The 26,600-nt window shown below is 67.4% G+C and carries 22 protein-coding genes and 1 pseudogene; 20 read left to right on the top strand and 3 right to left on the bottom strand.

Annotated features, from left to right (window positions below):
• Position 1 precedes the first annotated feature (1 nt).
• The 14 genes and pseudogenes from rsmH to lpxC all read left to right on the top strand — a co-directional run bounded on the left by rsmH (position 2) and on the right by lpxC (position 16,372).
• Positions 2-970: a 16S rRNA (cytosine(1402)-N(4))-methyltransferase RsmH gene (gene rsmH, locus AC5P9L_RS00210; protein WP_012479154.1), complete on the top strand. Its 969-nt coding sequence runs from the start codon at positions 2-4 to the stop codon at positions 968-970.
• Positions 967-1,230 (top strand): cell division protein FtsL, encoded by a 264-nt coding sequence (gene ftsL / locus AC5P9L_RS00205; RefSeq protein WP_005412242.1) that lies wholly within the window; start codon positions 967-969, stop codon positions 1,228-1,230. The genes rsmH and ftsL overlap by 4 nt, the downstream gene beginning before the upstream one ends.
• Positions 1,227-3,071 carry a peptidoglycan D,D-transpeptidase FtsI family protein gene (locus tag AC5P9L_RS00200; RefSeq protein ID WP_005412243.1) on the top strand — a complete coding sequence of 615 codons (1,845 nt, stop codon included), beginning with the start codon at positions 1,227-1,229 and terminating at the stop codon, positions 3,069-3,071. The genes ftsL and AC5P9L_RS00200 overlap by 4 nt, the downstream gene beginning before the upstream one ends.
• Positions 3,068-4,576 carry a UDP-N-acetylmuramoyl-L-alanyl-D-glutamate--2,6-diaminopimelate ligase gene (locus AC5P9L_RS00195; RefSeq protein ID WP_279915733.1) on the top strand — a complete coding sequence of 503 codons (1,509 nt, stop codon included), beginning with the start codon at positions 3,068-3,070 and terminating at the stop codon, positions 4,574-4,576. Before AC5P9L_RS00200 ends, AC5P9L_RS00195 begins: the two co-directional genes overlap by 4 nt.
• A complete protein-coding gene (locus AC5P9L_RS00190; RefSeq protein ID WP_106549216.1) occupies positions 4,573-5,967 on the top strand; it encodes a UDP-N-acetylmuramoyl-tripeptide--D-alanyl-D-alanine ligase in 1,395 nt (464 codons plus the stop codon). The genes AC5P9L_RS00195 and AC5P9L_RS00190 overlap by 4 nt, the downstream gene beginning before the upstream one ends.
• Entirely contained in the window at positions 5,957-7,042 is a 1,086-nt protein-coding gene (gene mraY / locus AC5P9L_RS00185) for a phospho-N-acetylmuramoyl-pentapeptide-transferase (RefSeq protein WP_010481929.1), read from the top strand. The genes AC5P9L_RS00190 and mraY overlap by 11 nt, the downstream gene beginning before the upstream one ends.
• A 1-nt stretch (position 7,043) precedes the next feature.
• On the top strand, positions 7,044-8,363 hold the full coding sequence (gene ftsW, locus AC5P9L_RS00180) for a putative lipid II flippase FtsW (protein ID WP_279915732.1): 1,320 nt from the start codon (positions 7,044-7,046) through the stop codon (positions 8,361-8,363).
• The gene (murG, locus tag AC5P9L_RS00175; RefSeq protein ID WP_099595957.1) at positions 8,360-9,448 is read left to right on the top strand and encodes an undecaprenyldiphospho-muramoylpentapeptide beta-N-acetylglucosaminyltransferase; all 1,089 of its coding nucleotides are present in this window, start codon (positions 8,360-8,362) and stop codon (positions 9,446-9,448) included. Before ftsW ends, murG begins: the two co-directional genes overlap by 4 nt.
• 40 nt (positions 9,449-9,488) lie before the next feature.
• Entirely contained in the window at positions 9,489-10,925 is a 1,437-nt protein-coding gene (gene murC, locus AC5P9L_RS00170; RefSeq protein WP_111174035.1) for a UDP-N-acetylmuramate--L-alanine ligase, read from the top strand.
• The gene (locus AC5P9L_RS00165; protein WP_154329237.1) at positions 10,922-11,884 is read left to right on the top strand and encodes a D-alanine--D-alanine ligase; all 963 of its coding nucleotides are present in this window, start codon (positions 10,922-10,924) and stop codon (positions 11,882-11,884) included. The genes murC and AC5P9L_RS00165 overlap by 4 nt, the downstream gene beginning before the upstream one ends.
• A pseudogene (locus AC5P9L_RS00160) lies at positions 11,881-12,558 on the top strand (cell division protein FtsQ/DivIB); the annotation flags it as partial. The gene AC5P9L_RS00165 and the pseudogene AC5P9L_RS00160, both read left to right, overlap by 4 nt.
• Positions 12,559-12,626: 68 nt before the next feature.
• Positions 12,627-13,862 (top strand): cell division protein FtsA, encoded by a 1,236-nt coding sequence (ftsA, locus tag AC5P9L_RS00155; protein ID WP_005408083.1) that lies wholly within the window; start codon positions 12,627-12,629, stop codon positions 13,860-13,862.
• Positions 13,863-14,032: 170 nt separating this feature from the next.
• Positions 14,033-15,268, top strand: coding sequence for a cell division protein FtsZ (ftsZ, locus tag AC5P9L_RS00150; RefSeq protein WP_005408084.1), 1,236 nt, complete (start codon positions 14,033-14,035; stop codon positions 15,266-15,268).
• A gap of 192 nt (positions 15,269-15,460) precedes the next feature.
• Positions 15,461-16,372 carry a UDP-3-O-acyl-N-acetylglucosamine deacetylase gene (gene lpxC / locus AC5P9L_RS00145; protein WP_227415341.1) on the top strand — a complete coding sequence of 304 codons (912 nt, stop codon included), beginning with the start codon at positions 15,461-15,463 and terminating at the stop codon, positions 16,370-16,372.
• A gap of 282 nt (positions 16,373-16,654) precedes the next feature.
• Here the strand turns inward: lpxC and AC5P9L_RS00140 are convergent, their stop codons facing one another.
• The gene (locus tag AC5P9L_RS00140; protein WP_005408086.1) at positions 16,655-17,104 is read right to left on the bottom strand and encodes a DciA family protein; all 450 of its coding nucleotides are present in this window, start codon (positions 17,102-17,104) and stop codon (positions 16,655-16,657) included.
• Positions 17,105-17,116: 12 nt separating this feature from the next.
• On the opposite strand from AC5P9L_RS00140, the gene AC5P9L_RS00135 reads away from it, so the two are divergent.
• The 3 genes from AC5P9L_RS00135 to AC5P9L_RS00125 all read left to right on the top strand — a co-directional run bounded on the left by AC5P9L_RS00135 (position 17,117) and on the right by AC5P9L_RS00125 (position 22,167).
• Complete coding sequence (locus AC5P9L_RS00135) at positions 17,117-18,073, top strand: M23 family metallopeptidase (protein WP_005408087.1); 957 nt, start codon at positions 17,117-17,119, stop codon at positions 18,071-18,073.
• 302 nt (positions 18,074-18,375) lie between these two features.
• Positions 18,376-21,108: a preprotein translocase subunit SecA gene (gene secA, locus AC5P9L_RS00130; RefSeq protein ID WP_012479159.1), complete on the top strand. Its 2,733-nt coding sequence runs from the start codon at positions 18,376-18,378 to the stop codon at positions 21,106-21,108.
• 102 nt (positions 21,109-21,210) lie between these two features.
• A complete protein-coding gene (locus AC5P9L_RS00125) occupies positions 21,211-22,167 on the top strand; it encodes a Nudix family hydrolase (RefSeq protein ID WP_062607806.1) in 957 nt (318 codons plus the stop codon).
• Positions 22,168-22,218: 51 nt separating this feature from the next.
• On the opposite strand, the gene AC5P9L_RS00120 is transcribed toward AC5P9L_RS00125, so the two are convergent.
• The gene (locus AC5P9L_RS00120; protein ID WP_005408090.1) at positions 22,219-22,803 is read right to left on the bottom strand and encodes a DUF4124 domain-containing protein; all 585 of its coding nucleotides are present in this window, start codon (positions 22,801-22,803) and stop codon (positions 22,219-22,221) included.
• 40 nt (positions 22,804-22,843) lie between these two features.
• Complete coding sequence (gene metF / locus AC5P9L_RS00115; protein WP_033834442.1) at positions 22,844-23,671, bottom strand: methylenetetrahydrofolate reductase [NAD(P)H]; 828 nt, start codon at positions 23,669-23,671, stop codon at positions 22,844-22,846.
• A gap of 203 nt (positions 23,672-23,874) precedes the next feature.
• On the opposite strand from metF, the gene AC5P9L_RS00110 reads away from it, so the two are divergent.
• Genes AC5P9L_RS00110 through AC5P9L_RS00100 form a run of 3 tightly spaced genes read left to right on the top strand, consistent with a single transcriptional unit; the run spans position 23,875 to position 26,600 of the window.
• Positions 23,875-24,801: an alpha/beta fold hydrolase gene (locus tag AC5P9L_RS00110; protein WP_062607804.1), complete on the top strand. Its 927-nt coding sequence runs from the start codon at positions 23,875-23,877 to the stop codon at positions 24,799-24,801.
• A 24-nt stretch (positions 24,802-24,825) separates the two neighbouring features.
• Positions 24,826-25,872 (top strand): sensor histidine kinase, encoded by a 1,047-nt coding sequence (locus AC5P9L_RS00105; RefSeq protein ID WP_062607872.1) that lies wholly within the window; start codon positions 24,826-24,828, stop codon positions 25,870-25,872.
• Positions 25,869-26,600 (top strand): LytR/AlgR family response regulator transcription factor, encoded by a 732-nt coding sequence (locus AC5P9L_RS00100; RefSeq protein ID WP_099595953.1) that lies wholly within the window; start codon positions 25,869-25,871, stop codon positions 26,598-26,600. The genes AC5P9L_RS00105 and AC5P9L_RS00100 overlap by 4 nt, the downstream gene beginning before the upstream one ends.

The raw sequence follows: 26,600 nt of genomic DNA, 5'->3' as shown, positions 1-26,600 counted from the left end.
GATGCGCCCAGAAGCGCAGACCGGTCACCTTCCGGTGTCGCAGTCGCCGGCGGTGCACCTGCCGGTCCTGTACACCCAGGTCCTTGAAGGCCTGAGGGTGATCGAAAACGGACGTTATCTGGATGGCACGTTCGGTCGTGGCGGTCATGCACGTGGCGTGCTCACCCAGCTCGGTCCCGAGGGGCGCCTGCTGGTCATGGACAAGGATCCGGAAGCCATCGCCGTTGCCGAGCGCGATTTCGCGCCGGACCCGCGCGTGTCCATCTTCCGTGGCAGCTTCGCCCAGCTGCTGCAGTGGGATGCGACGGCCGAAGGCCTGGACGGCGTGCTGTTCGACCTGGGCGTGTCGTCGCCGCAGCTGGACGTGGCCGAACGTGGCTTCAGCTTCGGCAAGGACGGCCCGCTGGACATGCGCATGGACCCGGACAGCGGTGAAAGCGCCGCGCAGTGGATCAACCGCGTGGAAGAGCGCGAAATTGCCGACGTGCTGTGGACCTATGGCGAAGAACGCCAGAGCCGCCGCATCGCCCGTGCCATCGTGGCCCGCCGTGAGAAGCAGCCCTTCTCCCGCACCGCCGAACTGGCCGAGCTGATCGCCTCGGTGATGCCGCGTGGGAAAGACAAGATCCACCCGGCCACGCGCAGCTTCCAGGCCATCCGCATCCACATCAACCGCGAGCTGGCCGATCTGGAAGCCGGGCTCGATGCGGCCGTGGAACGGCTCAAGCCCGGTGGCCGGCTGGCGGTGATCAGCTTCCATTCGCTGGAGGACCGCATCGTCAAGCAGTACATGAACCGCCTGGCCAAGGCGCCGCCGGCCAACCGCCGCCTGCCTGAGGCGGTGGCGTTCGTGCCGACGCTGGACCTGATCGGCGGTGCCATCAAGGCGACCGACGAGGAACTGGCCGCCAACCCGCGTGCGCGCAGCGCCGTGCTGCGCGTGGCGCAGAAGCGGGAGGCCGACGCATGAGCCGGCTGCTGCTGATCATCCTGTTGGCCTCGACCGTGGCCTCGGCGATCGGCGTCGTGTTCGTGCGTCACCGTCACCGGCAGACGTTCATCGAGCTGTCGCGCGCCGAACGCAAGCGCGATGACATCAACCTCGAATTCGGCCGCCTGCAGCTGGAGCAGGCGACCCTGGCCGAGGCCAACCGCGTGGACCGCATTGCCCGCGAGAAGCTCGGCATGAAGTTCCCCGAGGCCGCCGACATCGTGGTGGTGCGGCCATGAGCAAGGCCGGCCGCAACCGCCCGCGCAATGCCTTCAACCTGCGCCAGCGCCTGCGCTGGGTCGCGCTCGCGCTCGGCCTGTGCTCGGTGTCGCTGGTCGGCCGCGCGGCCTACGTGCAGATCATCAACAGCGACTTCTACCAGCGCCAGGGCGAGGCCCGTTACCTGCGCGAGCTGCCGATCAAGACCTCGCGCGGCATGATCACCGACCGCAACGGCGAGCCGCTGGCGGTATCCACGCCGGTCGCCTCGATCTGGGTCAATCCGCAGGACCTGCTGCGTTCGCCCGAGCGCATCCCGGAGCTGGCCCAGGCGGTCGGCATGTCGGTGGATGAGCTGAGCAGCCGCCTGTCGCAGAAGTCGGACAAGGAATTCATGTACCTGCGCCGCCGGATCAATCCGGACGAGGCAGAGAAGGTGGTCGCGCTGAAGATTCCGGGCGTGGCCGCGCAGCGCGAGTTCCGCCGCTTCTACCCGCAGGGTGAAGCGATGGCGCACGTGCTGGGCTTCACCAACATCGACGACCGCGGCCAGGAAGGCCTGGAGCTGGCGTTCGACGAATGGTTGCGCGGCAAGGCCGGTGCGAAGCGGGTGATCCGCAACCGCAAGGGCGAGACCGTCGAGAGCGATCTGCTGCGCGCCGCCGAGCCGGGCAAGGACCTGACCCTCAGCATCGACCGCCGCATCCAGTACCTGGCCTTCAAGGAACTGCGCAACGCGCTGGTGGCCAACAAGGCAGCGGGCGGTTCAATGGTGATCATGGACGTGACCACCGGCGAGATCCTGGCCATGGTCAACCTGCCGACCTACAACCCGAATTCGCTGACCGGCGCGCTGCCCGATGCGCGCCGCAACCGTGCGGTGACCGACCTGGTCGAGCCGGGTTCGACGATGAAGCCGTTGACCATCGCTACCGCGCTGCAGGCCGGTGCGGTGACCAAGGACACCATCATCGACACCAATCCGGGCTACATGACCCTGGGTCGCTTCACCATCCGTGACGTGCCGCGCAACAACGGCGTGCTGAACGTGACCGGCGTGATCACCCGCAGTTCGAACGTGGGTGCGGCCAAGGTCGCGGCGAAGATGCCGGACCAGGTGTTCTACGACGGCGTGCGCCGATTCGGCTATGGCTCGGTACCGCACAGCGGTTTCCCCGGTGAATCCGGCGGCGTGGTGCTGCGCCCGGCGCGCTGGTCGGGTACCACCAAGACCACGATGTCCTACGGCTACGGCCTGAACGTGACGCCGCTGCAGATCGCTACCGCCTATTCGGCACTGGCCAACGGCGGTCGTCTGATCGCACCGACCTTCGTCAAGGGCCAGCGCAATGAAGGCCAGCAGATCATCGACGAGAACGTCGCCAGGCAGGTGGTGGCGATGATGGAAACCGTGGTCACCCAGGGCGGCGCCAAGCAGGCGGCGGTGCTGGGCTACCGCGTGGCCGGCAAGACCGGTACCGCGCGCAAGGCCGGTCCGGGTGGTTACGAGCGTGGCCATTACAACGCGCTGTTCGCTGGCGTGGTACCGGCCACCAACCCGCGCTTCGCCACCGTCATCGTCATCAACGATCCGCAGGCCGGCAAGTTCTACGGTGGCCTGGTGTCGGCGCCGGTCTACCACAACGTGATGGAAGGCACCCTGCGCCTGATGGACGTGCCACTGGACGACCTGCAGTCGTGGCTGGCCGCACAGCAGTCCGGCAAGGTCGGCCACTCGGCCTCGATCCTGCCTGCGCCGCCGGCCGAGACCGCGCTGCCGGTGGATGCCGCCGCTGAATTCGATGCTGCGCTGCCGAGCGCGCACGCCCAGACGCCGCCCACTACGGGAGGCACGCAATGAGTCCTTCGATGTTGCTTTCGCAGTTGCTTCCGGACGTTGCCCTTGCAGGGCACGACCCCGTTCTGACCGGCCTGGTGCTGGACAGCCGCGCCGTGCGTCCCGGCAATGCCTTCGTCGCCATCGCCGGTTTCGGCGCGCATGGCCTGGGCTTTGTCGAGCAGGCCCGCGCCGCCGGTGCCAGCGTCATCCTGTTTGAACCGCCGGCGCCTGTCGAACTGCCGGCACCGGCCGACGCGATCGCCGTGCCGGGCCTGCGCGCACGCATGGGTGCGATGGCCGACCAGTTCCATGGCGCGCCGTCGCGGGCGATGGCGATGGTCGGTGTCACCGGCACCAACGGCAAGACCTCCACCGTGCAGCTGCTGGCCCAGGCCTGGCACCTGCTCGGTACGCCCAGTGGCAGTATCGGCACGCTGGGCGCCGGACTTTATGGCGCGGTCGAGCCGACCGGCTTCACCACGCCGCTGGTGCTGCAGATGCATGCGCTGCTGGCGCAGCTGCGCGACGCCGGTGCGCGCGCGGTGGCGATGGAAGTCAGCTCGCATGCGCTGGACCAGGGTCGCGTGGATGCCGTGCACTACGACGTGGCGGTGTTCACCAACCTCACCCGCGACCATCTGGACTACCACGGCGACATGGCCAGCTACGGCGCGGCCAAGGCGCGGCTGTTCCACCGTCCGGGCCTGAAGGCCGCGGTGATCAATCTGGACGACGCGTTCGGCCGCCACCTGTTCGCCGGCTTGCCGGCGGGCGTGCAGCCGATCGGCCTGAGCTCGCGCGGTGCCACTGACGCCAGCGTGCGCGCCGAGGCGCTGCAGCTGGATGGCCGTGGCATTGCCTTCGAACTGGTCATCGACGGCCAGCGCGCGGCGGTGCAGTCGCCGCTGCTGGGCCGTTTCAACGTGGACAACCTGCTGGCGGTGGCCGGTACCCTGCATGCGCAGGGCCAGCCGCTGCCGCGCATCGCCGAGGTGCTGTCGGCGCTGCAGCCGATCCGTGGCCGCATGAACCGCCTCGGCGGCGAAGACGGCCTGCCGACCGTGGTGGTCGATTACGCACATACCCCGGACGCGCTGGAACAGGCGCTGGACAGCCTGCACGGCCATCTGCAGGGCACGCTGTTCTGCGTGTTCGGCTGCGGTGGCGAGCGTGATACCGGCAAGCGTCCGCAGATGGCCGCGATCGCCGAGCGCCTGGCCAACCAGGTCATCGTCACCGACGACAACCCGCGTGGCGAGGACGGCGACGTGATCGTGGCCGACATCCTGGCCGGCTTCCAGAACGCCGATGCCGTGACCGTGCAGCGCAGCCGCGCGCGTGCGATCGGCCTGGCGGTGAAGCGTGCCGGTGCCGGCGACATCATCCTGATCGCCGGCAAGGGCCACGAGCCGTACCAGGAAGTGAACGGCGTGCGCCATGACTTCGACGACACCGAAGTGGCGGCAGCTGCCCTGGCGGCCAAGGCCGGTGTTCTAGCCGCACAGGCCGGGGAGGGCGCCGCATGAAGCGCACCCTGCTTTCGCTGATCGCACATTGGGCTGGCGGCGAGATCCACGGCGACGACGTGGCGATCGATGCGGTCAGCCATGACACCCGCAACCTTGGCCCGGGCAGCCTGTACGTGGCGCTGCGTGGCGAACGTTTCGATGGCCATGATTTCGCTGCCGACGCGCTGGCGCGTGGTGCCAGCGCGTTGCTGGTCGAGCGCCTGCTGCCGATCGAACTGCCGCAGGTGCTGGTGGCCGACAGCGAGCTGGCGCTGGCGAAGATCGCCACCGGCATGCAGCGTGACCGCGGCACCGAGGTGTTCGCGATCACCGGCAGCAACGGCAAGACCAGCGTGAAGAGCCTGCTGCTGTCGATCCTGCAGCAGGTGGCACAGCACGCGCACAAGGTGGTCTACGCCAACCCGGGCAACCGCAACAACGAGATCGGCCTGCCGCTGGCGGTGATCGATGCGCCGGAAGATGCCGACTTCGCCGTCTACGAGATGGGCGCCGGCAAGCCGGGCGACATCGCCTACCTGACCGACATCGCCCGCCCGCGCTATGCGCTGGTCAACAACATCGCCCCGGCACACCTGGAACGCATGGGCAGCCTGCTCGGCGTGGCGGTGACCAAGGGCGCGATCTATGCCGCACTGCCGGCCGATGGCGTGGCGGTGATCAACGCCGACGATGCCTACGGCCGCTGGTTCGAACAGCATTTCGTCGGCACCCCGCCGCGTTGCCGCGTGCTGCGCTACGGCCTGGAACATACCGCCGACGTGACCGCGCGCGACATCCGCGCCGGTGCGCAGGGCAGCCAGTTCACCCTGGTTTCGCCAGCCGGCGAAGCACGCGTAGTGCTCGGCCTGCCGGGTCGCCACAACGTCAGCAATGCACTGGCCGCCGCCAGCCTGGCGCTGGCCGCGGGCGTCGACCTGGCGCTGATCGCTGCCGGCCTGGCCGAAGCGCAGCCGGTGCCGGGCCGCCAGATCGCCCATCAGCTGCGCAACGGCGCGGTGCTGGTGGATGACAGCTACAACGCCAATCCCGGCTCGCTGGCTGCGGCCATCGATGCCCTGGCCGCCGCCCCGGAAGAGGGCTGGCTGGTGCTGGGCGACATGCGCGAACTGGGCCCGGACGCCGAGGCGCTGCATGCGCAGGCTGGTATCCGCGCACGCGCTGCTGGCCTGAAGCGGCTGTATGCGCTGGGTCCGCTCAGTGCCGCCGCTGCGGCCGCCTTCGGTGAAGGCGGTCGCCATTTCGCTACCCATGGTGCGCTGTCACAGGCGCTGCAGGATGAGTTGCACGCTGGTGTGCGCTGCCTGGTCAAGGGTTCCCGTGGCAGTGCCATGGACCTGATCGTCAAAGCGCTGCTGGCGCAAGGAGAGGAATCCCCGCATGTTGTATGAACTGGCTCGATGGTTGCAGCAGTTGGAGAGCCTGTTCGGGCTGTTCAACTACCAGACGTTCCGCGCCATCCTTGCCGCGTTGACGGCGCTGTTCCTGTCGCTGTGGCTCGGCCCGGCGATGATCCGCAAGCTTGCCCAGTTCAAGGGCGGCCAGCCGATCCGCAAGGACGGTCCGCAGACCCATTTCTCCAAGGCCGGTACGCCGACCATGGGCGGTTCGCTGATCCTGCTCACCATCACCCTGTCGGTGCTGATGTGGGCTGACCTGCGCAACCGCTACGTGTGGCTGGTGCTGGCCGTGATGCTGTGCTTCGGCGCCATCGGCTGGTATGACGACTGGATCAAGATCGTCCGCCGTGACCCGAACGGCCTGAAGTCGCGCTGGAAGTACCTGCTGCAGTCGATCTTCGGCCTGGCTGCGGGCCTGTTCCTGTTCTACACGGCCGACGTGCCGGCGGCGCTGACCTTCTACATCCCGATGTTCAAGTCGATCGCGCTGCCGCTGGCCGGCATCGGCTTCGTGGCCATCGCCTACTTCTGGATCGTCGGTTTCTCCAATGCGGTGAACCTGACCGACGGCCTGGACGGCCTGGCGATCATGCCGACCGTGCTGGTGGCCTGCGCGCTGGGCGTGTTCGCCTATGCCTCGGGCAACGTGGTGTTCGCCAACTACCTGCAGATCCCGCAGATTCCGGGGGCCGGCGAGCTGGTCATCATCTGCGCGGCCATTGCCGGCGCCGGCCTCGGCTTCCTGTGGTTCAACACCTATCCGGCCATGGTGTTCATGGGCGACATCGGCGCGCTGGCGCTGGGTGCGGTGCTGGGCACGATCGCGGTGATCACCCGCCAGGAACTGGTGCTGGTGATCATGGGCGGCGTGTTCGTCATCGAAACGCTGTCGGTGATGATCCAGGTCGCTTCGTTCAAGCTGACCGGCAAGCGCGTGTTCCGCATGGCGCCGATCCACCACCACTTTGAACTGAAGGGCTGGCCGGAGCCGCGCGTGATCGTGCGCTTCTGGATCATCTCCGTCGTGCTCGTGCTGATCGGCCTGGCCACGTTGAAGGTGCGCTGAGATGAACGACCTGTCCCGCCAGGCAACACGCCTTGAAGCCATCGAAGGCAGCTACGACAAGTGGCTGCTGGGCGCGATCATCGCGCTCACCGGCGTGGGCGTGGTGATGGTGGCGTCCAGCTCGATCGCCTTGATGAGCAGCCCGTTCTACTACCTCAACCGCCACCTGATCTTCCTGGCGGTCGGTATCGTGCTGGCGGTCATCGCCGCCCGCACCGAGCTGAAGTCCATCGAGCAGTACAACCAGATGCTCCTGCTGGGCTGCTTCGTGCTGCTGCTGGCGGTGTTCACGCCGGGCCTGGGCAGTACGGTCAACGGTGCGCGCCGCTGGATCAACCTGGGCATCTCCAAGTTCCAGACGGTTGAAGCGGTGAAAGTGCTCTACATCGTCTGGCTGTCGAGCTACCTGGTGCGTTTCCGCGACGAGGTCAACGCAACCTGGCCGGCGATGCTCAAGCCGCTGGGCGTGGCCGGGGCGCTGGTGGTGCTGCTGCTGCTGCAGCCGGACTTCGGCTCGTCCACCCTGCTGCTGGCGATCACCGCCGGCATGCTGGTGCTGGGCGGGGTGAACATGCCGCGCATGTCGATGCCGGTGATCATCGGCCTGGTCGGCATGAGCGCACTGGCGATCATCGAGCCGTACCGCATGCGCCGCATCACCTCCTTCCTGGACCCATGGGCCGACCAGCAGGGCGACGGCTACCAGCTGTCCAACGCGCTGATGGCGGTGGGCCGTGGCGAGTGGACCGGCGTCGGCCTGGGCAACTCGGTGCAGAAGCTGTACTACCTGCCCGAAGCGCATACCGACTTCATCTTCTCGGTCACCGCCGAGGAATTCGGCTTCCTGGGCACCTGCGTGATCGTGGCCCTGTACGCGCTGCTGGTCGGCCGGACCTTCTGGCTGGGCATGCGATGCGTGGAGATGAAGCGGCACTTCTCCGGCTACATCGCCTTCGGCATCGGCCTGTGGATCAGCATGCAGACCTTCGTTTCGATCGGCGTGAACCTGGGCATCCTGCCGACCAAGGGCCTGACCCTGCCGTTGATCTCCTCCGGCGGCTCGTCGGTGCTGATGACCTGCGTGGCGATGGGCCTGCTGCTGCGCGTGTCCTATGAACTCAAGCGCGCCGAGCGCCGCCAGGCCGTGCGCATCGGCGGCACCGAAGACGCCGCTGCCGAGCCGAGCGACGAGCCGGCCGCGCCGGTGGCCGCCAGCGTACCGATGAGCGCCGAGCCGGTGGCTGCCGCTGCAGCGAACGCTGCGCGTGGCACCAGCCGCCTGCAGTCGCGCATCGAACCGACCTTCGGGAGGCTGTCATGAGCAAAGCCACCGACAACGTGCGCCCGGTGATGATCCTGGCCGGTGGTACCGGCGGTCACATCTTCCCCGGCCTGGCCGTGGCCCGCGTGCTGCGCGCGCGCGGCGTGCCGGTCACCTGGATGGGCGCCGACGGTGCGATGGAAACCCGTCTGGTACCGCAGCACGACATTCCGATCGACACGCTGGCCATCACCGGCCTGCGCGGCAAGGGCAAGCTGGCCCTGCTGGGCGCGCCGTGGCGGCTGATGCGCGCGCTGCGCGCGGCCGGCATGATCATCCGCAAGCGCCAGCCGCGTGCGGTGGTGGCCTTCGGTGGATTCGCCTCCGGTCCCGGCGGCATGGCCACGCGCCTGCATGGCCTGCCGCTGATCGTGCATGAGCAGAACCGCGCACCGGGCCTGACCAATCGCATCCTGTCGCGCTATGCACGCCGTCTGCTGACCGGGTTCCCGGGCACCTTCGCCAAGGGCGAGGAGTTTGTCGGCAACCCGGTGCGTGCGGAGATCGCCGCCATCGCACCGCCGGAACAGCGCTTCGCCGACCGCCAGGGTCCGCTGCGCGTGCTGGTGGTGGGCGGCAGCCAGGGTGCACGCGCGCTCAATACCGGCGTGCCGCAGGCGATCGCTGCGCTCGGTGCCGGGGTTCCGGTGCAGGTGCGCCACCAGAGCGGCGAGAAGATGCATGCCGAAGCGGTCGAGGCGTATGCCAAGGCCGGCGTGCAGGCGGAGATCACCCCGTTCATCGCCGACATGGCCGAGGCGTTTGCCTGGGCCGATCTGGTCGTATGCCGCTCCGGCGCGTCCACGCTGGCCGAGCTGTGCGCGGTCGGTGTCGGCAGTGTGCTGGTGCCATTCCCCGCTGCCGTCGACGATCACCAGACCCGCAATGCGGAGTACCTGGTCGAGCGCGGCGCGGCGGTTTTGCTGAAGCAGGACGGAACGCTGGCCGACGGCATTGCCGCACTGCTGCGCGATCTGTCCGAAAATCCCGCCCGCCGCATGCAGATGGCGCAAGCCGCGCGTGCCCTGGCCAAGGTCGATGCCGCCGAGCGCATCGCCGATATCATTCTCGAGGAAGCTGTATGAAGAAGGCATGCCACCGCGCCTGCCCTGCGCGAGGCCGCGCATGATCCGCCGCCTGCACGACACCAACGACCTGGTGCGCGCGTTCCCGCGCGTGCATTTCGTCGGCATCGGCGGCACCGGCATGAGCGGTATCGCCGAAGTGATGCTGACGCTGGGCTATGAAGTGTCCGGCTCGGACAACGCCGACAACGTGGCGACCCGCCGCCTGGCCAGCCTGGGTGCGCGCATCATGCGCGGCCACTCGGCGGCCAACGTGCTGGGCACCGACTGCGTGGTGGTCTCCAGCGCCATCCGCGAAGACAACCCGGAACTGATGGAAGCGCGCAGCCAGCGCATTCCGATCATGCCGCGTGCGGCCATGCTGGCCGAGCTGATGCGCTTCCGTCGCGGCATCGCCGTGGCCGGTACCCATGGCAAGACCACCACCACCAGCCTCACCGCTGCGGTGCTGAGCGAAGGCGGCCTGGACCCGACGTTCGTGATCGGTGGCCAGCTGCTGGCCGCCGGCGCCAACGCCAAGCTGGGCGGTGGCCAGTGGCTGGTGGCCGAGGCTGACGAAAGCGATGGCAGCTTCCTGCGCCTGAACCCGCTGATGTCGATCATCACCAACATCGATGCCGATCATCTGGAGAACTACGGCAACGACTTTGCCCGCGTGCAGGCGGCGTTTGCCGAGTTCCTGCAGCGCCTGCCGTTCTATGGCCTGGCGGTGCTGTGCATCGACGACCCGGAAGTGGCTGCGCTGGCCGCCAGGACCCCGCGCCACGTGATGAGCTACGGCATGAGCCCGCAGGCCGACGTGCGCGCCGAGAACGTGGTGCAGGAAGGGGCGCGCATGCGCTTCACCCTGCGCCTGCCGCAGGGCACCAGCCAGGAAGTGGTACTGGCACTGCCGGGCAGGCACAACGTACTCAACGCACTGGCCGCCGCCGCAGTGGGCTGGCAGCTGGGCGTGGCCCCGGACGCCATCGCGCGTGCGCTGGAAGGCTTCGCCGGTGTCGGCCGTCGCTTCAACGATCTGGGCGAAGTGACCACCGCCAGTGGCGCCAAGGTGCGCATCATCGATGACTACGGTCATCACCCGAGCGAGCTGGAAGCCGTGTTCGCCGCCGCCCGTGGTGGCTGGGCCGACAAGCGCTTGGTGGTGGCCTTCCAGCCGCACCGCTACAGCCGAACCCGCGACCAGTTCGACAAGTTCGCCGCGGTGCTGTCCAGCGTCGATGCGCTGGTGCTGAGCGAGGTCTACCCGGCTGGCGAGGAACCGATTGCCGGTGCCGACTCGCATGCGCTGGCCCGCGCCATCCGCGCGCGCGGCCGCAGCGAACCGGTGGTGGTTGGCAAGGCCGCCGAGCTGGCCAGCGTGCTGCCGGACGTGCTGCAGGACGGTGACCTGCTGCTGATGATGGGGGCGGGCGACATCGGCGCCGTGGCTACCCACATCGCGGTGGAAGGCTTCAAGGGGGAGGGCGAGGCGTGAGCGCGCTGACCTTCCCGCCGCTGCGCGTGAGCGACCCGGCTGTATTCGGTCGCGTCGCCGTGCTGCTCGGCGGCACTTCCAGCGAACGCGAGGTGTCGCTGGATTCCGGCCGCAACGTACTGGAAGCACTGCAGTCGCGCGGTGTCGATGCGTTCGCGGTGGACGGCATTCCGGCGCTGGCCAAGGCGCTGGCTGCCGGCGGCATCGACCGTGTGTTCAACATCCTGCACGGCCACAACGGTGGTGGTGAGGACGGCATCGTGCAGGGCCTGATGGACGCCTTCGGCGTGCCGTACACCGGCTCGGACGTGCTGGGCTCTGCGCTGAGCATGGACAAGATCCGTACCAAGCAGGTGTGGTTGTCGCTGGGCCTGCCGACCCCGCAATACCGCAAGGTCGACGCATCGAACGTGCATGCGCTGGCGGCCGAGCTGGGCCTGCCGGTGGTGGTGAAGCCGGCCAACGAAGGCTCCAGCGTGGGCATCAGCCGGGTCACCGACGACGCCGGCCTGGACGAGGCCGTGGCCCTGGCTGCGCGCTACGACGGCCAGCTGCTGATGGAGCAGATGGTGGTCGGCGACGAACTGACCGTGGCCATTCTCGGCGACGTCGCGCTGCCGTCGATCCGCATCGTGCCCAAGGGCCAGTGGTACGACTACAACGCCAAGTACATCGCCGAGGACACCCAGTACCTGTGCCCGGGCCTGGACGGTGGCGACGAAGAGGAAATCCGCCGCATCGCGCTGGCCGCGTTCCGCGCTGCTGGCTGCCGTGGTTGGGGCCGCGTGGACGTGATGCGCGACCGCAGCAGCGGCCGCTTCTTCCTGCTGGAAGTGAATACCGCGCCGGGCATGACCAGCCATTCGCTGGTGCCCAAGGCCGCAGGCCAGGCCGGCATCAGCTTCGATGAGCTGGTGTGGCGCGTGCTGGAACAGACCCTGGAGGCCTCGCACGCATGAACGCGGTGCTGCGCATCTTCGTCTGGCTGTTGGCGCTGTCGGTGGTTGCACTGCCGGTGGTGGCCGTGGTCAATGGCTGGGTCGGCGCCGAGCGCTGGCCGCTGGCGAAGCTGCGCGTGCATGGCGAGTTCAAGCGGGTACCGGCCGAACAGCTGCAGCAGGTGCTGCTGCCGTATGCGCGCGCCGGGTTCTTCGCGGTCAAGCTGCAGGATGCCCAGGACGCACTGGAAAAGCTGCCGTGGGTGGAAAGCGCACGGGTACGCAAGCAGTGGCCGGATGTGCTGGAAGTAACCCTGGTCGAGCACAAGCCGTTCGCGCGCTGGGGCAACGACCGCCTGGTTTCCGAGCAGGGCAAGCTGTTCCCCACGCCGAAGAAGCTGGCCGACCTTGCGCTGCCCGAACTGGATGGCCCGGACAGCCAGACCGAAGAAGTGATGAAGCTGTACAGCGACTCGCGTGCATTGTTCGCACCGGCCGGCGTCGATGTGCGCCGGGTGACGATGGATGCACGCGGCAGCTGGTCGCTGGTGCTGAGCAACGGCACCGAAGTGGTGGTCGGCCGCGACGACGCGCGCTCGCGCATGCAGCGCTTCGTCAAGGTACTGCCGCAGCTCAACCGTCAGGACGCGCCGATCGAGCGCGCCGACCTCCGCTACACCAATGGTTTCACGCTGAGCTGGGGTACCCCGGCCACGCCGGCGAAAGCGCCGGCGACCCCGGCCAGAAGCACGCAGGAAAGGACATGAATCGCAAGGGTGACAAATCGCTGATCGTTGGCCTGGACATCGGCACCTCCAAGGTGGTGGCGCTGGTGGGCGAGTATTCGCCGGGCAACCCGATCGAAGTGATCGGCATCGGCTCGCACGAGTCGCGCGGTTTGAAGCGCGGCGTGGTGGTGGACATCGAATCGACCGTGCAGTCGATCCAGCGCGCGGTGGAAGAAGCCGAGCTGATGGCCGGCTGCGAGATCCGCTCGGTGTACGCCTCGATCTCCGGCAATCACGTGCAGTGCAAGAACTCGCCGGGCATCGTGCCGATCCGCGACGGGGAAGTGACCTGGGGCGACCTGGATCGCGTACTCGATGCGGCCAAGGCGGTGGCGATTCCGGCCGACCAGAAGATCCTGCACGCGATCCCGCGCGAGTACGTGCTGGACGATTCGCAGGAAGGCATCCGCAACCCGGTCGGCATGACCGGCGTGCGCCTGGAGGTGCATGCGCACCTGGTGGTGTGCGCACAGTCGGCCGCGGCCAACATCAGCAAGTGCGTGCAGCGCTGCGGCCTGCAGGTGGATGACCTGGTGCTGTCCTCGCTGGCCTCCAGCGTTGCGGTGCTGACCGCCGACGAACGCGAGCTGGGCGTGGTGCTGGTCGACATGGGCGCCGGCACCACCGACATCGCGGTGTTCGTGCAGGGCGCGATCTGCCACACGGCTTCGCTGCCGATCGCCGGCGACCACGTCACCAATGACATCGCGCACATGCTGCGCACGCCCACCCCGGAAGCCGAGCAGATCAAGGTGCGCTACGCCTGCGCCTTGGCCCAGCTGGCCACTGCCGAGGAAAGCATCCAGGTGCCGTCGGTGGGCGACCGCCCGCCGCGCCGCATGCCGCGCCATTCGCTGGCGCAGGCGGTGCAGGGCCGTTACGAGGAAATCTTCGAGATGGTGCAGGCCGAACTGCGCCGCTCCGGCTTCGAGGAACTGGTGCGCGCCGGCATGGTGCTGACCGGTGGTGCCTCGAAGATGGAAGGCGTGGTCGAGCTGGCCGAGGAAATGCTGCAGATGCCGGTGCGCGTGGGCATCCCGCAGCACGTCACCGGCCTGGGCGAAGTGGTGGGCAACCCGGTGCATGCCACCGGCGTGGGCCTGCTGCTGATGGGCAGCCAGATCGAGCACCCGCGGCGGCCGTCGCTGCCGACCGGGCGCGCCGGAAGCATGTTCAAGAAACTCAAGACCTGGTTCCGCGGCGAGTTCTGACGCGGAACCCGTAACACCGGGGGTCACCCCGGCGCAGCACCTGCAGTACCCGCATCACAACGCAGCAACGCAATACACAACCCACACAGCCGCAACGGCAACATGACACGCGAAGGCAGGAGGCCCGACCGTCCATGCCACCGACAAGCGGATACAACGAGGACACGGACATGGCGCATTTTGAACTGATCGAAAAGATGGCACCCAATGCGGTGATCAAGGTGGTTGGCGTGGGCGGCGGCGGCGGCAATGCCGTGGCGCACATGGTCAACTCGGCGGTGGACGGCGTGGAGTTCATCACCGCCAACACCGACTCGCAGGCCATCAAGAATTGCGGTGCCAAGCTGCAGCTGCAGCTGGGTACCAACGTGACCAAGGGCCTGGGCGCAGGCGCGAACCCGGAAGTCGGCCGCCAGGCCGCGCTGGAAGACCGTGAGCGCATCATGGACGCCCTGCAGGGCGCGGACATGGTGTTCATCACCGCCGGCATGGGCGGCGGCACCGGCACCGGCGCTGCACCGGTGGTGGCGCAGCTGGCCAAGGAGATGGGCATCCTGACCGTGGCCGTGGTCACCAAGCCGTTCCCGTTCGAAGGCCGTCGCCGCATGCAGGTGGCGCTGAAGGGCATCGAGGAACTGAGCCAGCACTGCGACTCGCTGATCACCATCCCGAACGAGAAGCTGATCACCGTGCTGGGCCGCAACGCGACCATGATCCAGGCATTCCGCGCCGCCAACGACGTGCTGCAGGGCGCCGTGCAGGGCATCGCCGACCTGATCGTGCGTCCGGGCCTGATCAACGTCGACTTCGCCGACGTGCGCACCGTCATGTCCGAAATGGGCCTGGCGATGATGGGTACCGGCACCGCCCGTGGCGATGACCGCGCCCAGGCCGCTGCCGAATCGGCCATCCAGAACCCGCTGCTGGACGACGTGAACCTGGCCGGTGCCAACGGCATCCTGGTCAACATCACCGCCGGTGCGGACTTCACCATGGCCGAGTTCGACGAGATCGGCCGCACCATCGACGGCTTCGCTTCGGAAGACGCCACCGTGGTGGTTGGCACCGTGCTCGACCCGGACATGCAGGACGAAGTGCGCGTGACCGTGGTTGCCACCGGCCTGAACCGCGTGTCGGCCAGCAAGGCCCAGCGTCCGGGCGAGCGCGCGCCGATCAAGCTGGTCCGCAACGCCACCACCGGCCAGCCGGAGTTCGGCGACTTCGACAACGGCGGCGACGCCGTGTCCAAGGCCGTCGGCGGCATGGGCCTGGGCCTGCGTCGCGCCAGCAGCGATACCGCGGCGGCTTCGGCCCCGTCGGCGCCGTCCTCTTCGGCCCCGGCCGCGGCAGAACTGCCGAACGATTACCTGGACATCCCGGCGTTCCTGCGCCGCCAGGCGGACTGAGCGGGCCGGCCCGGGGTTGTCCTCCCCGGGTTGCGCCACCATGTCCTGAAAACGCGGGCGCCGGGCCAGGATGGGCCCGGCCGCCCTGCGTCATGTGCGTCCCATTGGCGCGCCGGTGTGTCCTGCCTGCCTTTCAGCCGGGGTAGGGGACCGTGCGTGTTAATCTAATGTGTCACTTCCGGTCCATCCCCCATGATCCAGCAACGCACCCTCAAGAACACGATCCGCGCCACCGGCGTTGGCCTGCACAGCGGCGACAAGGTCTACATGACCCTGCGCCCGGCACCGGTCAACCATGGCATCGTGTTCCGCCGCGTGGACCTGGACCCGGTGGTGGAAGTGCCGGCCAAGGCCGAGCTGGTCACCGAAGTGACCCTGTGCACCGGCCTGACCTGCAACGACGCCAAGATCCAGACCGTCGAACACCTGATGTCGGCGCTGGCCGGCCTGGGCGTGGACAACATCATTGTCGAACTGTCCTCGGCCGAGCTGCCGATCATGGACGGTTCGGCCGGCCCGTTCGTGTTCCTGCTGCAGTCGGCGGGCATCGTGGAACAGGATGCGTCCAAGCGCTTCATCCGCGTGCTGAAGACCGTGGAAGTGACCGAGGGCGACAAGGTGGCCCGCTTCAGCCCGTACGAGGGCTACAAGCTGGGCTTCACCATCCAGTTCGACCACCCGATGATTCCGGCCAAGCAGTCGCGCCAGGAAATCGAGTTCTCGACGCTGGCCTACACCAAGGAAATCTCCCGCGCGCGCACCTTCGGCTTCATGCGCGACCTGGAATACATGCGCGAGCGCAACCTGGGCCTGGGCGGTTCGATGGACAACGCCATCGTGCTGGACGAGTTCCGCGTGCTCAACGAAGACGGCCTGCGCTATGCCGACGAATTCGTGCGCCACAAGATCCTCGATGCGATCGGCGACCTCTATCTGGCCGGTGGCCAGGTGCTGGGTGCCTACGAAGGCTTCAAGTCCGGTCACGCCCTCAACAACAAGCTGGTGCGGGCGCTGATGGCCGACGCCACTGCCTGGGAATGGGTCAGTTTCGACTCGCCGGCAACGCCGGATCCGGTCGAATATGCCACTCCGGCCTACGCCTGATTTCTGTAGGTTGTTGAATTAAAAGACAAAAACGCCGCCTTCCAAGGCGGCGTTGTCGTTTCAGGCGTGTTCGGCGCATTCAGCATGCTTGACACGCGTCAAGGCCGGTTCGAGGTCACGGTTTTGTGAACCTGTTGGATCGGAAGCCTGAATTTAACGCAGTTTTAACAACAATCTAACGACAGGCCCCCGGATGGCAGCTAGGATGCGACCCGGCCCCCGAAATGTTTCACGCCGTGGTGACACGCGCGACGGGGAGCGGAGCCGGATGCTCCGTTGTCGTCAGGACCGCTTCTTCGGCTTCGAGGGAACGTCCTGCAGGCAAGCCAAGGCGTCGCGTAGCCCTTTGTGCGTGGCGGCTGAAACTGCGTGGGGTCCATTCCGGTTGTCGAGCGCTGGGGAGCGCGTGGGAGTGGGAGACGCAGTCTTGATGGTCACCCTGGTGGCCTTCAGCCCGATGGAACGGGCCGCGTCGAGCAACTGGGCTTCGGCAAGCCGCAACTTGGCATGCCAGACCGGGGACTCGACGAGAAAAACGAGGTGTTCCCCGTCCACATTGGCCAGCCGGCAACGGCTGCGCAGAGGTGGCGGCAACTGGGGGCGCAACTGACGGTCCAGCGCGTCGAGCCACAAGGCACGCCGCAGCGGGTTCCCGCTTTTGTCCGCCATCACCGCATCCAGCGCCGGCTTCGGCACTGACGCGGGGCGAACGCTGGATTTCGGCTCAGACATGAAAACTCACTGATGGCATTCAAAAAGATCGTAATCAAAACGCGTGAAGGACAGGCCAAGTCGTCGCCGATCGCGCGTTTGCGGTTCTATTTCGAGGACCGCCCCCGCGCCCTGCTGGGCAGCGTGCTCGGGGTAGGCTGCATTATCGGCCTTGCTGGCGGCATTGGCGCCAGCGCGCTGAATGATTCCCGGCTGCAGGCCAAGGTCGAGCGCCAGGATGCGGAACTGGCCAAGGTCAAGCGCGACGCGCAGACCCAGGTCAACGCGCTGGCGGCACGCCTCGGCGAGCTGCAGGCGCAGGCTACCCGCCTGAACGCCCTTGGCGAACGGCTGACCCAGATGGGCAAGCTGGAAGACGGCGAGTTCGACTTCAACGAGACGCCTGGCCTCGGTGACGGCGATGCCGGCGGCCCGACCAGCGACATCCCGGTCAAGGACGTCAACGCCGACTTACAGGTGCTGGAGCAGCGTTTCGCTGCTTCAGGCCGCCAGTTGTCGGTGATGGAATCGCTGATGTTCGACCACCAGCTGCAGCAGAACGCCGTGCCGTCGCGCATGCCGATCCGCAACAGCTACGTGACCTCCGGCTTCGGCACCCGTGCCGACCCGTTCGGCCGCGGTGCCGCCACCCACAAGGGCATGGACTTCCACGCCAAGGTCGGCGACCCGGTGATGGCCGTGGCCGAAGGCGTGGTCAGCTTCGCCGGCGTGAAGGGCGGCTACGGCAACGTGGTCGATGTCGACCACGGTAATGGCTACGTCACCCGCTACGCGCACAATTCGCGCCTGGTGGTGAAGGCCGGTGACCTGGTCCGTGCCGGGCAGGAAGTGGCCAAGGCCGGTTCCACCGGTCGTTCGACCGGCGCACACGTGCACTTCGAGGTGTGGGAGAACGGCAACGTGGTCAACCCGCGCAAGTTCCTCGGCGACGGCGGCAACACGCCGGTCGGCCGCATCAGCCGCGGCTGATGCCCGGGTCGGATCCCTTCCGCGCCGCGGGAGGGCTCTGACCCGATGCGGTTGATCTGGTAGTGCCGGCCGCTGGCCGGCAACCTCATGGATTTCGGCAGCATCGCGGATTGCCGGCCAGCGGCCGGCACTACCGGGAATGTTCGGATGCCATTGCCGCCAAAGGGTTGAAACCCCTTGCGGCCGTCCCAAGCTACAATGGGTGTTGCCATCGACAGGGCGCCAGGCGCCCTGTTTCGTTTGCGGCGGACGGATCCCAAGGGGGAGGCCGGGCGTCGTGTCCATCCAACCCGGTTCCTTCAATGATCAACAGCCTGCTTACCCGCGTATTTGGCAGTCGTAACGAACGACAGCTGCGCCAGCTCAACCGCATCGTCGCCAAGATCAATGCGCTGGAGCCGGAGATCGAGAAGCTTTCCGACGAGCAGCTTCAGGCCAAGACGCCGGAGTTCAAGCAGCGCATCGCCGATGGTGAAGCCCTGGACAAGGTGCTGCCGGAAGCCTTCGCGGTCTGCCGTGAAGCCGGCCGCCGCGTGCTGGGCATGCGCCACTACGACGTGCAGCTGATCGGCGGCATGGTGCTTCACCTGGGCAAGATCGCAGAAATGCGCACCGGTGAAGGCAAGACCCTGGTGGCGACCCTGCCGGTGTACCTCAACGCGCTGGAAGGCAAGGGCGTGCACGTGGTCACCGTGAACGACTACCTGGCCCGCCGCGACGCCGCGCAGATGGGCAAGCTGTACAACTGGCTGGGCCTGAGCGTGGGCGTGGTCTACCCGGGCATGCCGCACAGCGACAAGCGCGAAGCCTACGCCGCCGACATCACCTACGGCACCAACAACGAATTCGGTTTCGACTACCTGCGCGACAACATGGCGCTGTCCAAGGCCGACCGCTACCAGCGCGGCCTGCACTACGCCATCGTCGACGAAGTCGACTCCATCCTGATCGACGAAGCGCGTACCCCGTTGATCATCTCCGGCCCGGCCGACGATTCCCCGGAGCTGTACATCCGTGTCAACCGCGTCGTGCCGCACCTGGTCAAGCAGGAAGCGGAAGACGGCGAGGGCGACTTCTGGGTCGACGAGAAGGGCAAGCAGGTGCACCTGTCCGAAGCGGGCATGGAGCACGCCGAGCAGCTGCTGGTGGAAGCCGGCATCCTCAACGGCGAAACCGAAGGCCTGTACGCGGCGCAGAACCTGACCGTGGTCCACCATCTCAACGCCGCCCTGCGCGCGCACGCGATCTACCAGCGTGACGTTGACTACATCGTGCGCGACGGCGAAGTGGTCATCGTCGATGAGTTCACCGGCCGTACCCTGGCCGGCCGCCGCTGGTCCGATGGCCTGCACCAGGCGGTGGAAGCGAAGGAAGGCGTGCCGGTCCAGCGCGAGAACCAGACGCTGGCGAGCATCACCTTCCAGAACCTGTTCCGCATGTACAAGAAGCTGTCCGGCATGACCGGCACGGCCGATACCGAAGCCTTCGAGTTCCAGAGCATCTACGGCCTGGAAGTGGTGGTGATCCCGACCAACCGCCCGACCATCCGCAAGGACAGCCCGGACCAGGTGTTCCTCAACCGCAAGGGCAAGTTCAATGCGGTGCTGGCCGACATCGAAGAGTGCGCCAAGCGCGGCCAGCCGGTGCTGGTCGGTACCACCTCGATTGAAACTTCGGAAATGCTGTCCGAGCACCTGAGCAAGGCCGGTGTGAAGCACGAAGTGCTCAATGCCAAGCAGCACGACCGCGAAGCGACCATCGTCGCCAACGCCGGCCGTCCGGGCGCGGTGACCATCGCCACCAACATGGCCGGCCGTGGTACCGACATCGTGCTGGGCGGTTCGTTGGAAGCAGAGCTCCACGCGCTGGGCGAGGACGCGACCGACGAGCAGAAGGCCGCGGTCAAGGCCGACTGGCAGAAGCGCCACGAGGCAGTGAAGGCGGCGGGCGGCCTGCACATCGTCGGCACCGAGCGCCATGAGTCGCGCCGTATCGACAACCAGTTGCGTGGCCGTTCGGGCCGCCAGGGTGACCCGGGTTCGTCCCGCTTCTACCTTGCATTGGAAGACAATCTTCTCCGGGTGTTTGGGGGAGAGCGTGTCCAGAAGATGATGCGCATGATGGGCATGAAGGAAGAGGACGTCATTGAGGATCGATTGGTCACTCGAATGATCGAGAAATCGCAGCGCAAGGTCGAGGCCCACAATTTCGACATCCGCAAGAACCTGCTGGACTTCGACGACGTCAACAACGACCAGCGCAAGGTGATCTACGCCCAGCGCGACGAACTGCTGGACGCCGAGTCGGTGAAGGACAACGTCGACGGCATCCGCGACGACGTGATCTTCGACGTGGTGGCCCGCTTCGTGCCGCCGAACTCGATCGACGAGCAGTGGGACCTGCGTGGCCTGGAAGCGACCCTGGAGTCGGACTTTGGCCTGCAGATGTCGCTGACCGACCTGGTCAAGGAACACGAGGAGCTGGACGCCGAGGCGATTGCCGCCAAGGTGCAGGAACGCGTCAACCAGCACTTCGCCGAGAAGGAAGCCAGTGTGGGCGAAGAGACCATGCGCGCGCTGGAGAAGCACGTGATGCTGACCGTGCTGGACCAGAGCTGGAAGGAGCACCTGGCGCGCATGGATTACCTGCGCCAGGGCATCTACCTGCGTGGTTACGCGCAGAAGCAGCCCAAGCAGGAATACAAGAAGGAAGCCTTCGAACTGTTCTCGGACATGCTGGAAAACGTCAAGCGCGAAGTGGTGACCCTGCTGTCGCGCGTGCGCATCCGCAGCGACGAGGAAGTGCAGGCGCTGGAAGCGGCCGAACGCCAGCAGGCCGAAGCCCGCCTGAGCCAGTCGCAGTTCCAGCACCAGGACGTGGGCGGCTACAGCGCCGACGAGGAAGCCGCGCAGGTGCAGGCTGCCCAGCAGGGCGTGGCGCAGATGCAGCGCGACGAGCCGAAGATCGGCCGCAACGATCCGTGCCCGTGCGGCAGTGGCAAGAAGTACAAGCACTGCCACGGCCAGCTGAGCTGATGCCGAAGAGCCCCGCGAAAGCGGGGCTTTTCGTTTGTGGCAGGGGAGTTGCAGCGGATCCGTGATTGCGCCGGCCGCCCTGTTCTGGGCATGCTTCCCCCCATGCCTTCCCCCACCCGATCGATCCATGTCGTGGCCGCCGTCATCACCGACGCCCGTGGCCGCGTGCTGCTCAACCGCCGTACCGAGAACCGCGACATGGCCGGCCTGTGGGAGTTTCCCGGCGGCAAACGCGAATCCGGCGAGACCTCCGAACAGGCGCTGGTGCGCGAGCTGCGCGAGGAACTGGGCATCGAGGCCGATGTCGGCGAGTGGCTGATGGATGTGCCGCAGCGCTATCCGGACAAGCACCTGACCCTGGAGGTGCGCCATGTGCGCAGCTGGAAGGGGACGCCGCGCGGGCGGGAGGGCCAGGCAATCACCTGGGTGGCGCCGGACAAGCTGGGCCGCTATTCAATGCCACCGGCCGACCTGCCGGTGGTGGCTGCCCTGCGCCAGCCCGACAGCTACCTGATCACCCCGGCGCCGGCCGATGATGAGGGCGGCTTGCAGGATTGGCATGAACAGCTGCAGCGCGTGGTGGCCGCGGGCCAGCAGCGCATCCAGCTGCGGTTGCCGACGGCGCATCCGCAGCGGCAGGCGATGGTCGAACAGGCCGTGCGCGCGCATCGTCGCAGCGGGGTGCAGTGGCTGCTCAATCGCGATATCGAACTGGCACGCGCATTGGGCGTGGGTGTGCATCTGGGCAGCGAACAGCTGCTGCAGCTGTCGCAGCGCCCGCTGCCCGAGGGCAAGCTGGTGGCCGCGTCCTGCCACGACCTGCAGCAGCTGCAGGCAGCACAGCAGCTGGGCTGCGACTTCGCCGTGCTGGGCCCGGTGCAGGCCACGGCCAGCCATCCGGACGCGGTGCCGCTGGGCTGGGACGCGTTCGCCGAGCTGCGGGCGCAGGTGTCACTGCCGATCTATGCGCTGGGCGGCATGGGCCGCGGTCACGTCGCCGAAGCGCGTCGCCATGGCGGGCAGGGCATCGCCGCCATTCGCGGGCTGTGGCCGGAGTGAGCCGGCATGCGGGGTCAGATCCCTGCGCAGCAGGGCTCTGACCCCTCCCGATCACAGCGTGATCCAGAAACACCCATACTGCCGCCGCAGCCCAAGCACCGTCGAAGCGCGCGCCACGCTGCCCGGCAAGGTCTGCTCCAGGCGCAGGCCGACCGGATGCCGCACGGCCGGCGGCTCAGGGTCGGACCCCTGCGCAGCAGGGCTCTGACCCTCCTCCGGCACTGCGACCTGGTCCTGCCGCGGATACACCGGCACCACGTCCACCAGCGGCCGCCGCGCCAACGATTCCAGTTGGCCGAGAATGCGCTGCGCGCCCGCGTCGGACACCGAACCCCACAGGTACAGTGAAGACAGCCGATTGACGTCGTTGCTGAGGATGCCGTTGCGCAATGCGTCCACGAGCTCGCTCAGCCGGCGCGGGCAGCGTGCACCCAGCGTGTCGCGCGCTGCGGTATTGCCGGTCGGGGAGGGCGGCGGCAGCCGTGACCGTGCACCCACGCTGTCGCAGGGCCGGTCGGTATACACGCTCTGGCCCTGCGCATCGGTGCAGCGGTTCAGGCGCGTGGACTGTGCGTGGGCGACGCTCGACAGTACGCATAGCGGCAGCAGCAACAGCAGGAAGGAAAGCCGGATCATCCTCGCAGGGTAGCGCCGATCCGGTCCGCATGGCGTGCTTTCAGCCCTGCAGCAGCTTCAGCACCGAGGTGGTCGGCTTGGCCAGGTTCAAGGTGTAGAAGTGCAGGCCGGGCGCGCCGCCTTCGATCAGGCGCTGGCACAGCCGGGCCACCACTTCCGTGCCGAATGCACGTACCGACTCGGCGTCATCGCCGTAGGCCTGCATCTTGCGGCCGATCCAGCGCGGAATCTCCGCACCACACTGCTCGGAGAAGCGGCGCAACTGGCTGAAGTTGGCGATCGGCATGATGCCGGGCGTGATCGGCACCTGCACGCCGAGCCGGCGCACTTCATCGACGAAGTGGAAGTAGGCGTCCGGGTTGAAGAAGTACTGGGTGATCGCCGCATCGGCACCGGCATCGATCTTGGCCTTGAAGTGCTTCAGGTCAGCCAGCGCATCGGTCGCCTGCGGATGCGTTTCCGGATACGCGCCCACTTCGATGTGGAACGCATCGCCGTGCTCGGTGCGGATGAAGTCGATCAGCTCGGCGGCGTAGCGCATGTCGCCGGGGAAGCCCATGCCCGAGGGAAGGTCACCGCGCAGCGCGACCAGGCGACGGCAGCCGATGGCGCGGTACAGCTTGAGCAGTTCGCGGATCTCCTGGCGGGTGCCGCCCACGCACGACAGGTGCGGCGCGGCATCGAACCCATGGTGCTGGTTGAGGTGGCGCACGGTCTCGGAGGTATAGCTCAGGGTCGAGCCACCGGCGCCGAAGGTACACGACACGTATTCGGGGGCGTAGTCCTTCAGCTTGGCCGCAGCACGGTCCAGCTGGCTGCGCTGTTCGTCGGTCTTGGGCGGATAGAACTCGAAGCTGATGGCGGTCATGGCGCGGATGGCGGCGGTCGGTGCGGAACAGTATATCTCTTCATCAAGATGGATGCATGATGATTGCGTGAGAGCCCGTCGTCCCCAGCCCGCGACCGTTCGCCCCGCCGTGCGGCCGCTGCTCCGAAATCGCAACCGGGGTGCCTCCGCCAGGCCCACGCTGCTCCCATCCCGGCACCACCCACCCAATGAAGGAGCAGACGATGAAGATCTTCCTGGCACTCTGGTACGCAATGAAGGCCCTGGCCCGGCTGGCGATGATCGGCATGGCGATGGCCGTGCTCGGTTCCGGCTCGGCGCATGCGGCGGCGGCCACCGGCACCGGCAAGGTGCAGGTCGAGGTGGTCGGCAAGGGCCGTCCGCTGCTGATGATCCCCGGCCTGAACAGCAGCGCCGAGGTCTGGCGCGAGACCTGCCTGGCGCTGAAGGACGTGCAGTGCCATCTGGTGCAGCTGCCGGGCTTTGCCGGCGCTGCGCCAGCCGACCCGCGCCCGGCCGAATTCCTGCCGGCCATGCGCGGGCAGCTGCTTGCCTACCTGCATGACCAACAGCTGGGCCCGGTGGTGGTGATCGGCCACAGTCTTGGCGGCCTGCTGGGGCTGCAGATGGCGCAGGCCGAGCCGAAGGCAGTCAGTGCGCTGGTGGTGGTCGACGCATTGCCGTTCCTGCCGGCGGCGCGTGACCCGAACGCCACCGCAGACAGCGTGCTGCCGATGGCCGACCAGCTGCGCAAGGGCATGCTCGCCGCCGATGCCGCGCAGTGGCAGGCGCAGCTGAAAGCCGGCCTGCCGGGCATGACCCGCGATCCGCAACGGCAGGCCGAACTGGGCCGCTGGGGCGAAGCCAGCGACCGCCAGACCACCGCTGACGCCATGCATGCGGTGATGACCACCGACTTGCGTGACAGCATCGCCTCGATCACCGCACCGACGCTGGTGCTGGGCAGCTGGGCCGGCTACCAGCCGATGGGCGGCACCGAGGACAGCACGCGCGCGGTGTTCCAGGCGCAGTACGCGAAACTGCAGGGCGTGCAGATCGCGATGAGCGCGCAGGGTTTCCACTTCCTGATGTGGGATGATCCGCGCTGGCTGCGCGGTCAGGTGCAGGCCTTCCTCGACCACCACCACTGAGTTTCAACACGCCTCGGAATGGACATGCCGGATTCCTCCTCGACGGTACGCTTCTGGCTGCTCAATGCGCTGGTGTGGGCGCTCTATGGCGTTGCCGGAATCGGCCTGCGCCAGGCCTATTTCAGCGATGCCGGAAGCGCAGGCGTGTTGATCACGCTGGGCCTGGCGTTGGCCCTGTTCGGGTGCAGCGGTGCCATCCGCGCGCTGGCGCTGCGTGCCGAGTGGTGGGCGCGCGGCACGGCCGGGCTGTTGCTGCGGCTGGCGCTGTCGGTGGCATTGGGCGCGGCAGTGGCGCAGCTGCTGGTGAACATCGCGCTGCACTCGGCGCTGGCCTGGAACTGGGTGAGCCTGGGGCGGCAGACGGCCGACTTCAGCCCCAAGGCGCTGCTGCTCTACTGGTACACCACTGCGGTGATGCTGGCCCTGTGGGCAGCGCTCTGGGCAGGCCTGCACAGCCTGCGCCGGATACGCAGTGCGGAACTGGCCCGCCTGCGTGCCGAGGCCGAGCGCAGCGCGCTGGAGCGCGATGCACTGCGTGCACGGCTCAACCCGCATTTCATGTTCAATGCGCTGAACAACCTGCGCGCGCTGATCCTGGAAGACCCGGAGCGTGCGCGCGACATGGTCACCCACCTGTCGCGCACGCTGCGCCAGGCGCTGGCACACAACCGCAGCGAGCAGGTCACGCTGGCCGAGGAACTGGCGGTAGTGGACGACTACCTGGCCATCGAGGCAGTCCACTTCGAACAGCGCCTGCAGGTGAACCGGCAGATCGATGCCGACGCCCTGCAGGCACAACTGCCGGCGATGGCGCTGCAGCTGCTGGTGGAAAACGCGATCAAGCATGGCATCGCCAGCCGCCCGGGCGGCGGTGAGGTGCAGATCCGTGCCACGCTGGACAATGATGTGCTGCGTCTGCAGGTCGACAATCCGCTGGGCGGCGCCAGCGAGCCTGCCCATGGCCATGGCGTCGGCCTTGCCTACCTGCGTGCGCAGCTTGGCACGCAGGGGAGTTTCATGCTGCAGCCGGTCGGCGACCGCATGCAGGCCCTGCTGGAGATTCCGCAATGAGTGGCGTGCTGCGTGTGTTGATCGTTGATGATGCACGGCTGGCGCGCCAGGAGCTGCGCACGCTGTTGTCGGCGCTGCCTTGGGTGCAGTGCGTGGGCGAGGCCGACGATGTGCCCGCTGCACGCGAGGCGATCGCCACACTGGCGCCGGACCTGGTGCTGCTGGATGTGCAGATGCCCTCCGGCAGCGGCTTCGATGTGCTGGATGGGCTGGAGACGGTGCCGGCGGTGGTCTTCGTTACTGCCTACGACACCTACGCAGTGCGCGCCTTCCAGGCCAACGCGCTGGACTATCTGGTGAAGCCGGTCGAGGCGCCGCGCTTGCTGGAAGCGTTGCAGCGGGCGCGCCAGCGCGAGGTGGTGGCGGGCGAAACGCCGGAGCCGCGCAGCACGCTGGGCGCGCAGGACCAGGTGTTCGTGCGCGAGGGCGAACGCTGCTGGTTCGTCGCGGTCTCGGAGATCCGTCGGCTGGTGGTGGATGGCAACTACACGCGACTGTGGTTCCGCGACCAGAACGCCCTGCTGACCCGCAGCCTGAGCGCGCTGGAAGCACGCCTGCCGCCGGAGTTGTTCTTCCGCGCCAACCGCAACACGCTGGTCAACCTGCGCCGCATTCGTGGCGTGACGCCCAACATTGCAGATGGCTACGATCTGGCGCTGGACGACGGCAGCGAGGTGGAGGTATCGCGGCGGCAGGCACGTGAACTGCGCGAGCGGATGGCGTTGTAG

The sequence above is a fragment of the Stenotrophomonas sp. YJH_SMC_64 genome (assembly GCF_059371375.1).
This window is presented reverse-complemented; position numbering and strand designations above follow the sequence as displayed.

Bases quoted from the DNA above. Each gene is read 5' to 3' on its own strand.
- metF (WP_033834442.1), bottom strand. From the start codon at position 23,671: ATGACCGCCATCAGCTTCGAGTTCTATCCGCCCAAGACCGACGAACAG.
- AC5P9L_RS00125 (WP_062607806.1), top strand. From the start codon at position 21,211: ATGCCTTCCCCCACCCGATCGATCCATGTCGTGGCCGCCGTCATCACC.
- ftsW (WP_279915732.1), top strand. From the start codon at position 7,044: ATGAACGACCTGTCCCGCCAGGCAACACGCCTTGAAGCCATCGAAGGC.
- AC5P9L_RS00200 (WP_005412243.1), top strand. From the start codon at position 1,227: ATGAGCAAGGCCGGCCGCAACCGCCCGCGCAATGCCTTCAACCTGCGC.
- lpxC (WP_227415341.1), top strand. From the start codon at position 15,461: ATGATCCAGCAACGCACCCTCAAGAACACGATCCGCGCCACCGGCGTT.
- murC (WP_111174035.1), top strand. From the start codon at position 9,489: ATGATCCGCCGCCTGCACGACACCAACGACCTGGTGCGCGCGTTCCCG.
- AC5P9L_RS00195 (WP_279915733.1), top strand. From the start codon at position 3,068: ATGAGTCCTTCGATGTTGCTTTCGCAGTTGCTTCCGGACGTTGCCCTT.
- AC5P9L_RS00100 (WP_099595953.1), top strand. From the start codon at position 25,869: ATGAGTGGCGTGCTGCGTGTGTTGATCGTTGATGATGCACGGCTGGCG.
- ftsZ (WP_005408084.1), top strand. From the start codon at position 14,033: ATGGCGCATTTTGAACTGATCGAAAAGATGGCACCCAATGCGGTGATC.
- AC5P9L_RS00110 (WP_062607804.1), top strand. From the start codon at position 23,875: ATGAAGATCTTCCTGGCACTCTGGTACGCAATGAAGGCCCTGGCCCGG.
- AC5P9L_RS00190 (WP_106549216.1), top strand. From the start codon at position 4,573: ATGAAGCGCACCCTGCTTTCGCTGATCGCACATTGGGCTGGCGGCGAG.
- murG (WP_099595957.1), top strand. From the start codon at position 8,360: ATGAGCAAAGCCACCGACAACGTGCGCCCGGTGATGATCCTGGCCGGT.
- rsmH (WP_012479154.1), top strand. From the start codon at position 2: ATGCGCCCAGAAGCGCAGACCGGTCACCTTCCGGTGTCGCAGTCGCCG.
- AC5P9L_RS00140 (WP_005408086.1), bottom strand. From the start codon at position 17,104: ATGTCTGAGCCGAAATCCAGCGTTCGCCCCGCGTCAGTGCCGAAGCCG.
- mraY (WP_010481929.1), top strand. From the start codon at position 5,957: ATGTTGTATGAACTGGCTCGATGGTTGCAGCAGTTGGAGAGCCTGTTC.
- AC5P9L_RS00120 (WP_005408090.1), bottom strand. From the start codon at position 22,803: ATGATCCGGCTTTCCTTCCTGCTGTTGCTGCTGCCGCTATGCGTACTG.
- ftsL (WP_005412242.1), top strand. From the start codon at position 967: ATGAGCCGGCTGCTGCTGATCATCCTGTTGGCCTCGACCGTGGCCTCG.
- AC5P9L_RS00135 (WP_005408087.1), top strand. From the start codon at position 17,117: ATGGCATTCAAAAAGATCGTAATCAAAACGCGTGAAGGACAGGCCAAG.
- AC5P9L_RS00105 (WP_062607872.1), top strand. From the start codon at position 24,826: ATGCCGGATTCCTCCTCGACGGTACGCTTCTGGCTGCTCAATGCGCTG.
- ftsA (WP_005408083.1), top strand. From the start codon at position 12,627: ATGAATCGCAAGGGTGACAAATCGCTGATCGTTGGCCTGGACATCGGC.
- secA (WP_012479159.1), top strand. From the start codon at position 18,376: ATGATCAACAGCCTGCTTACCCGCGTATTTGGCAGTCGTAACGAACGA.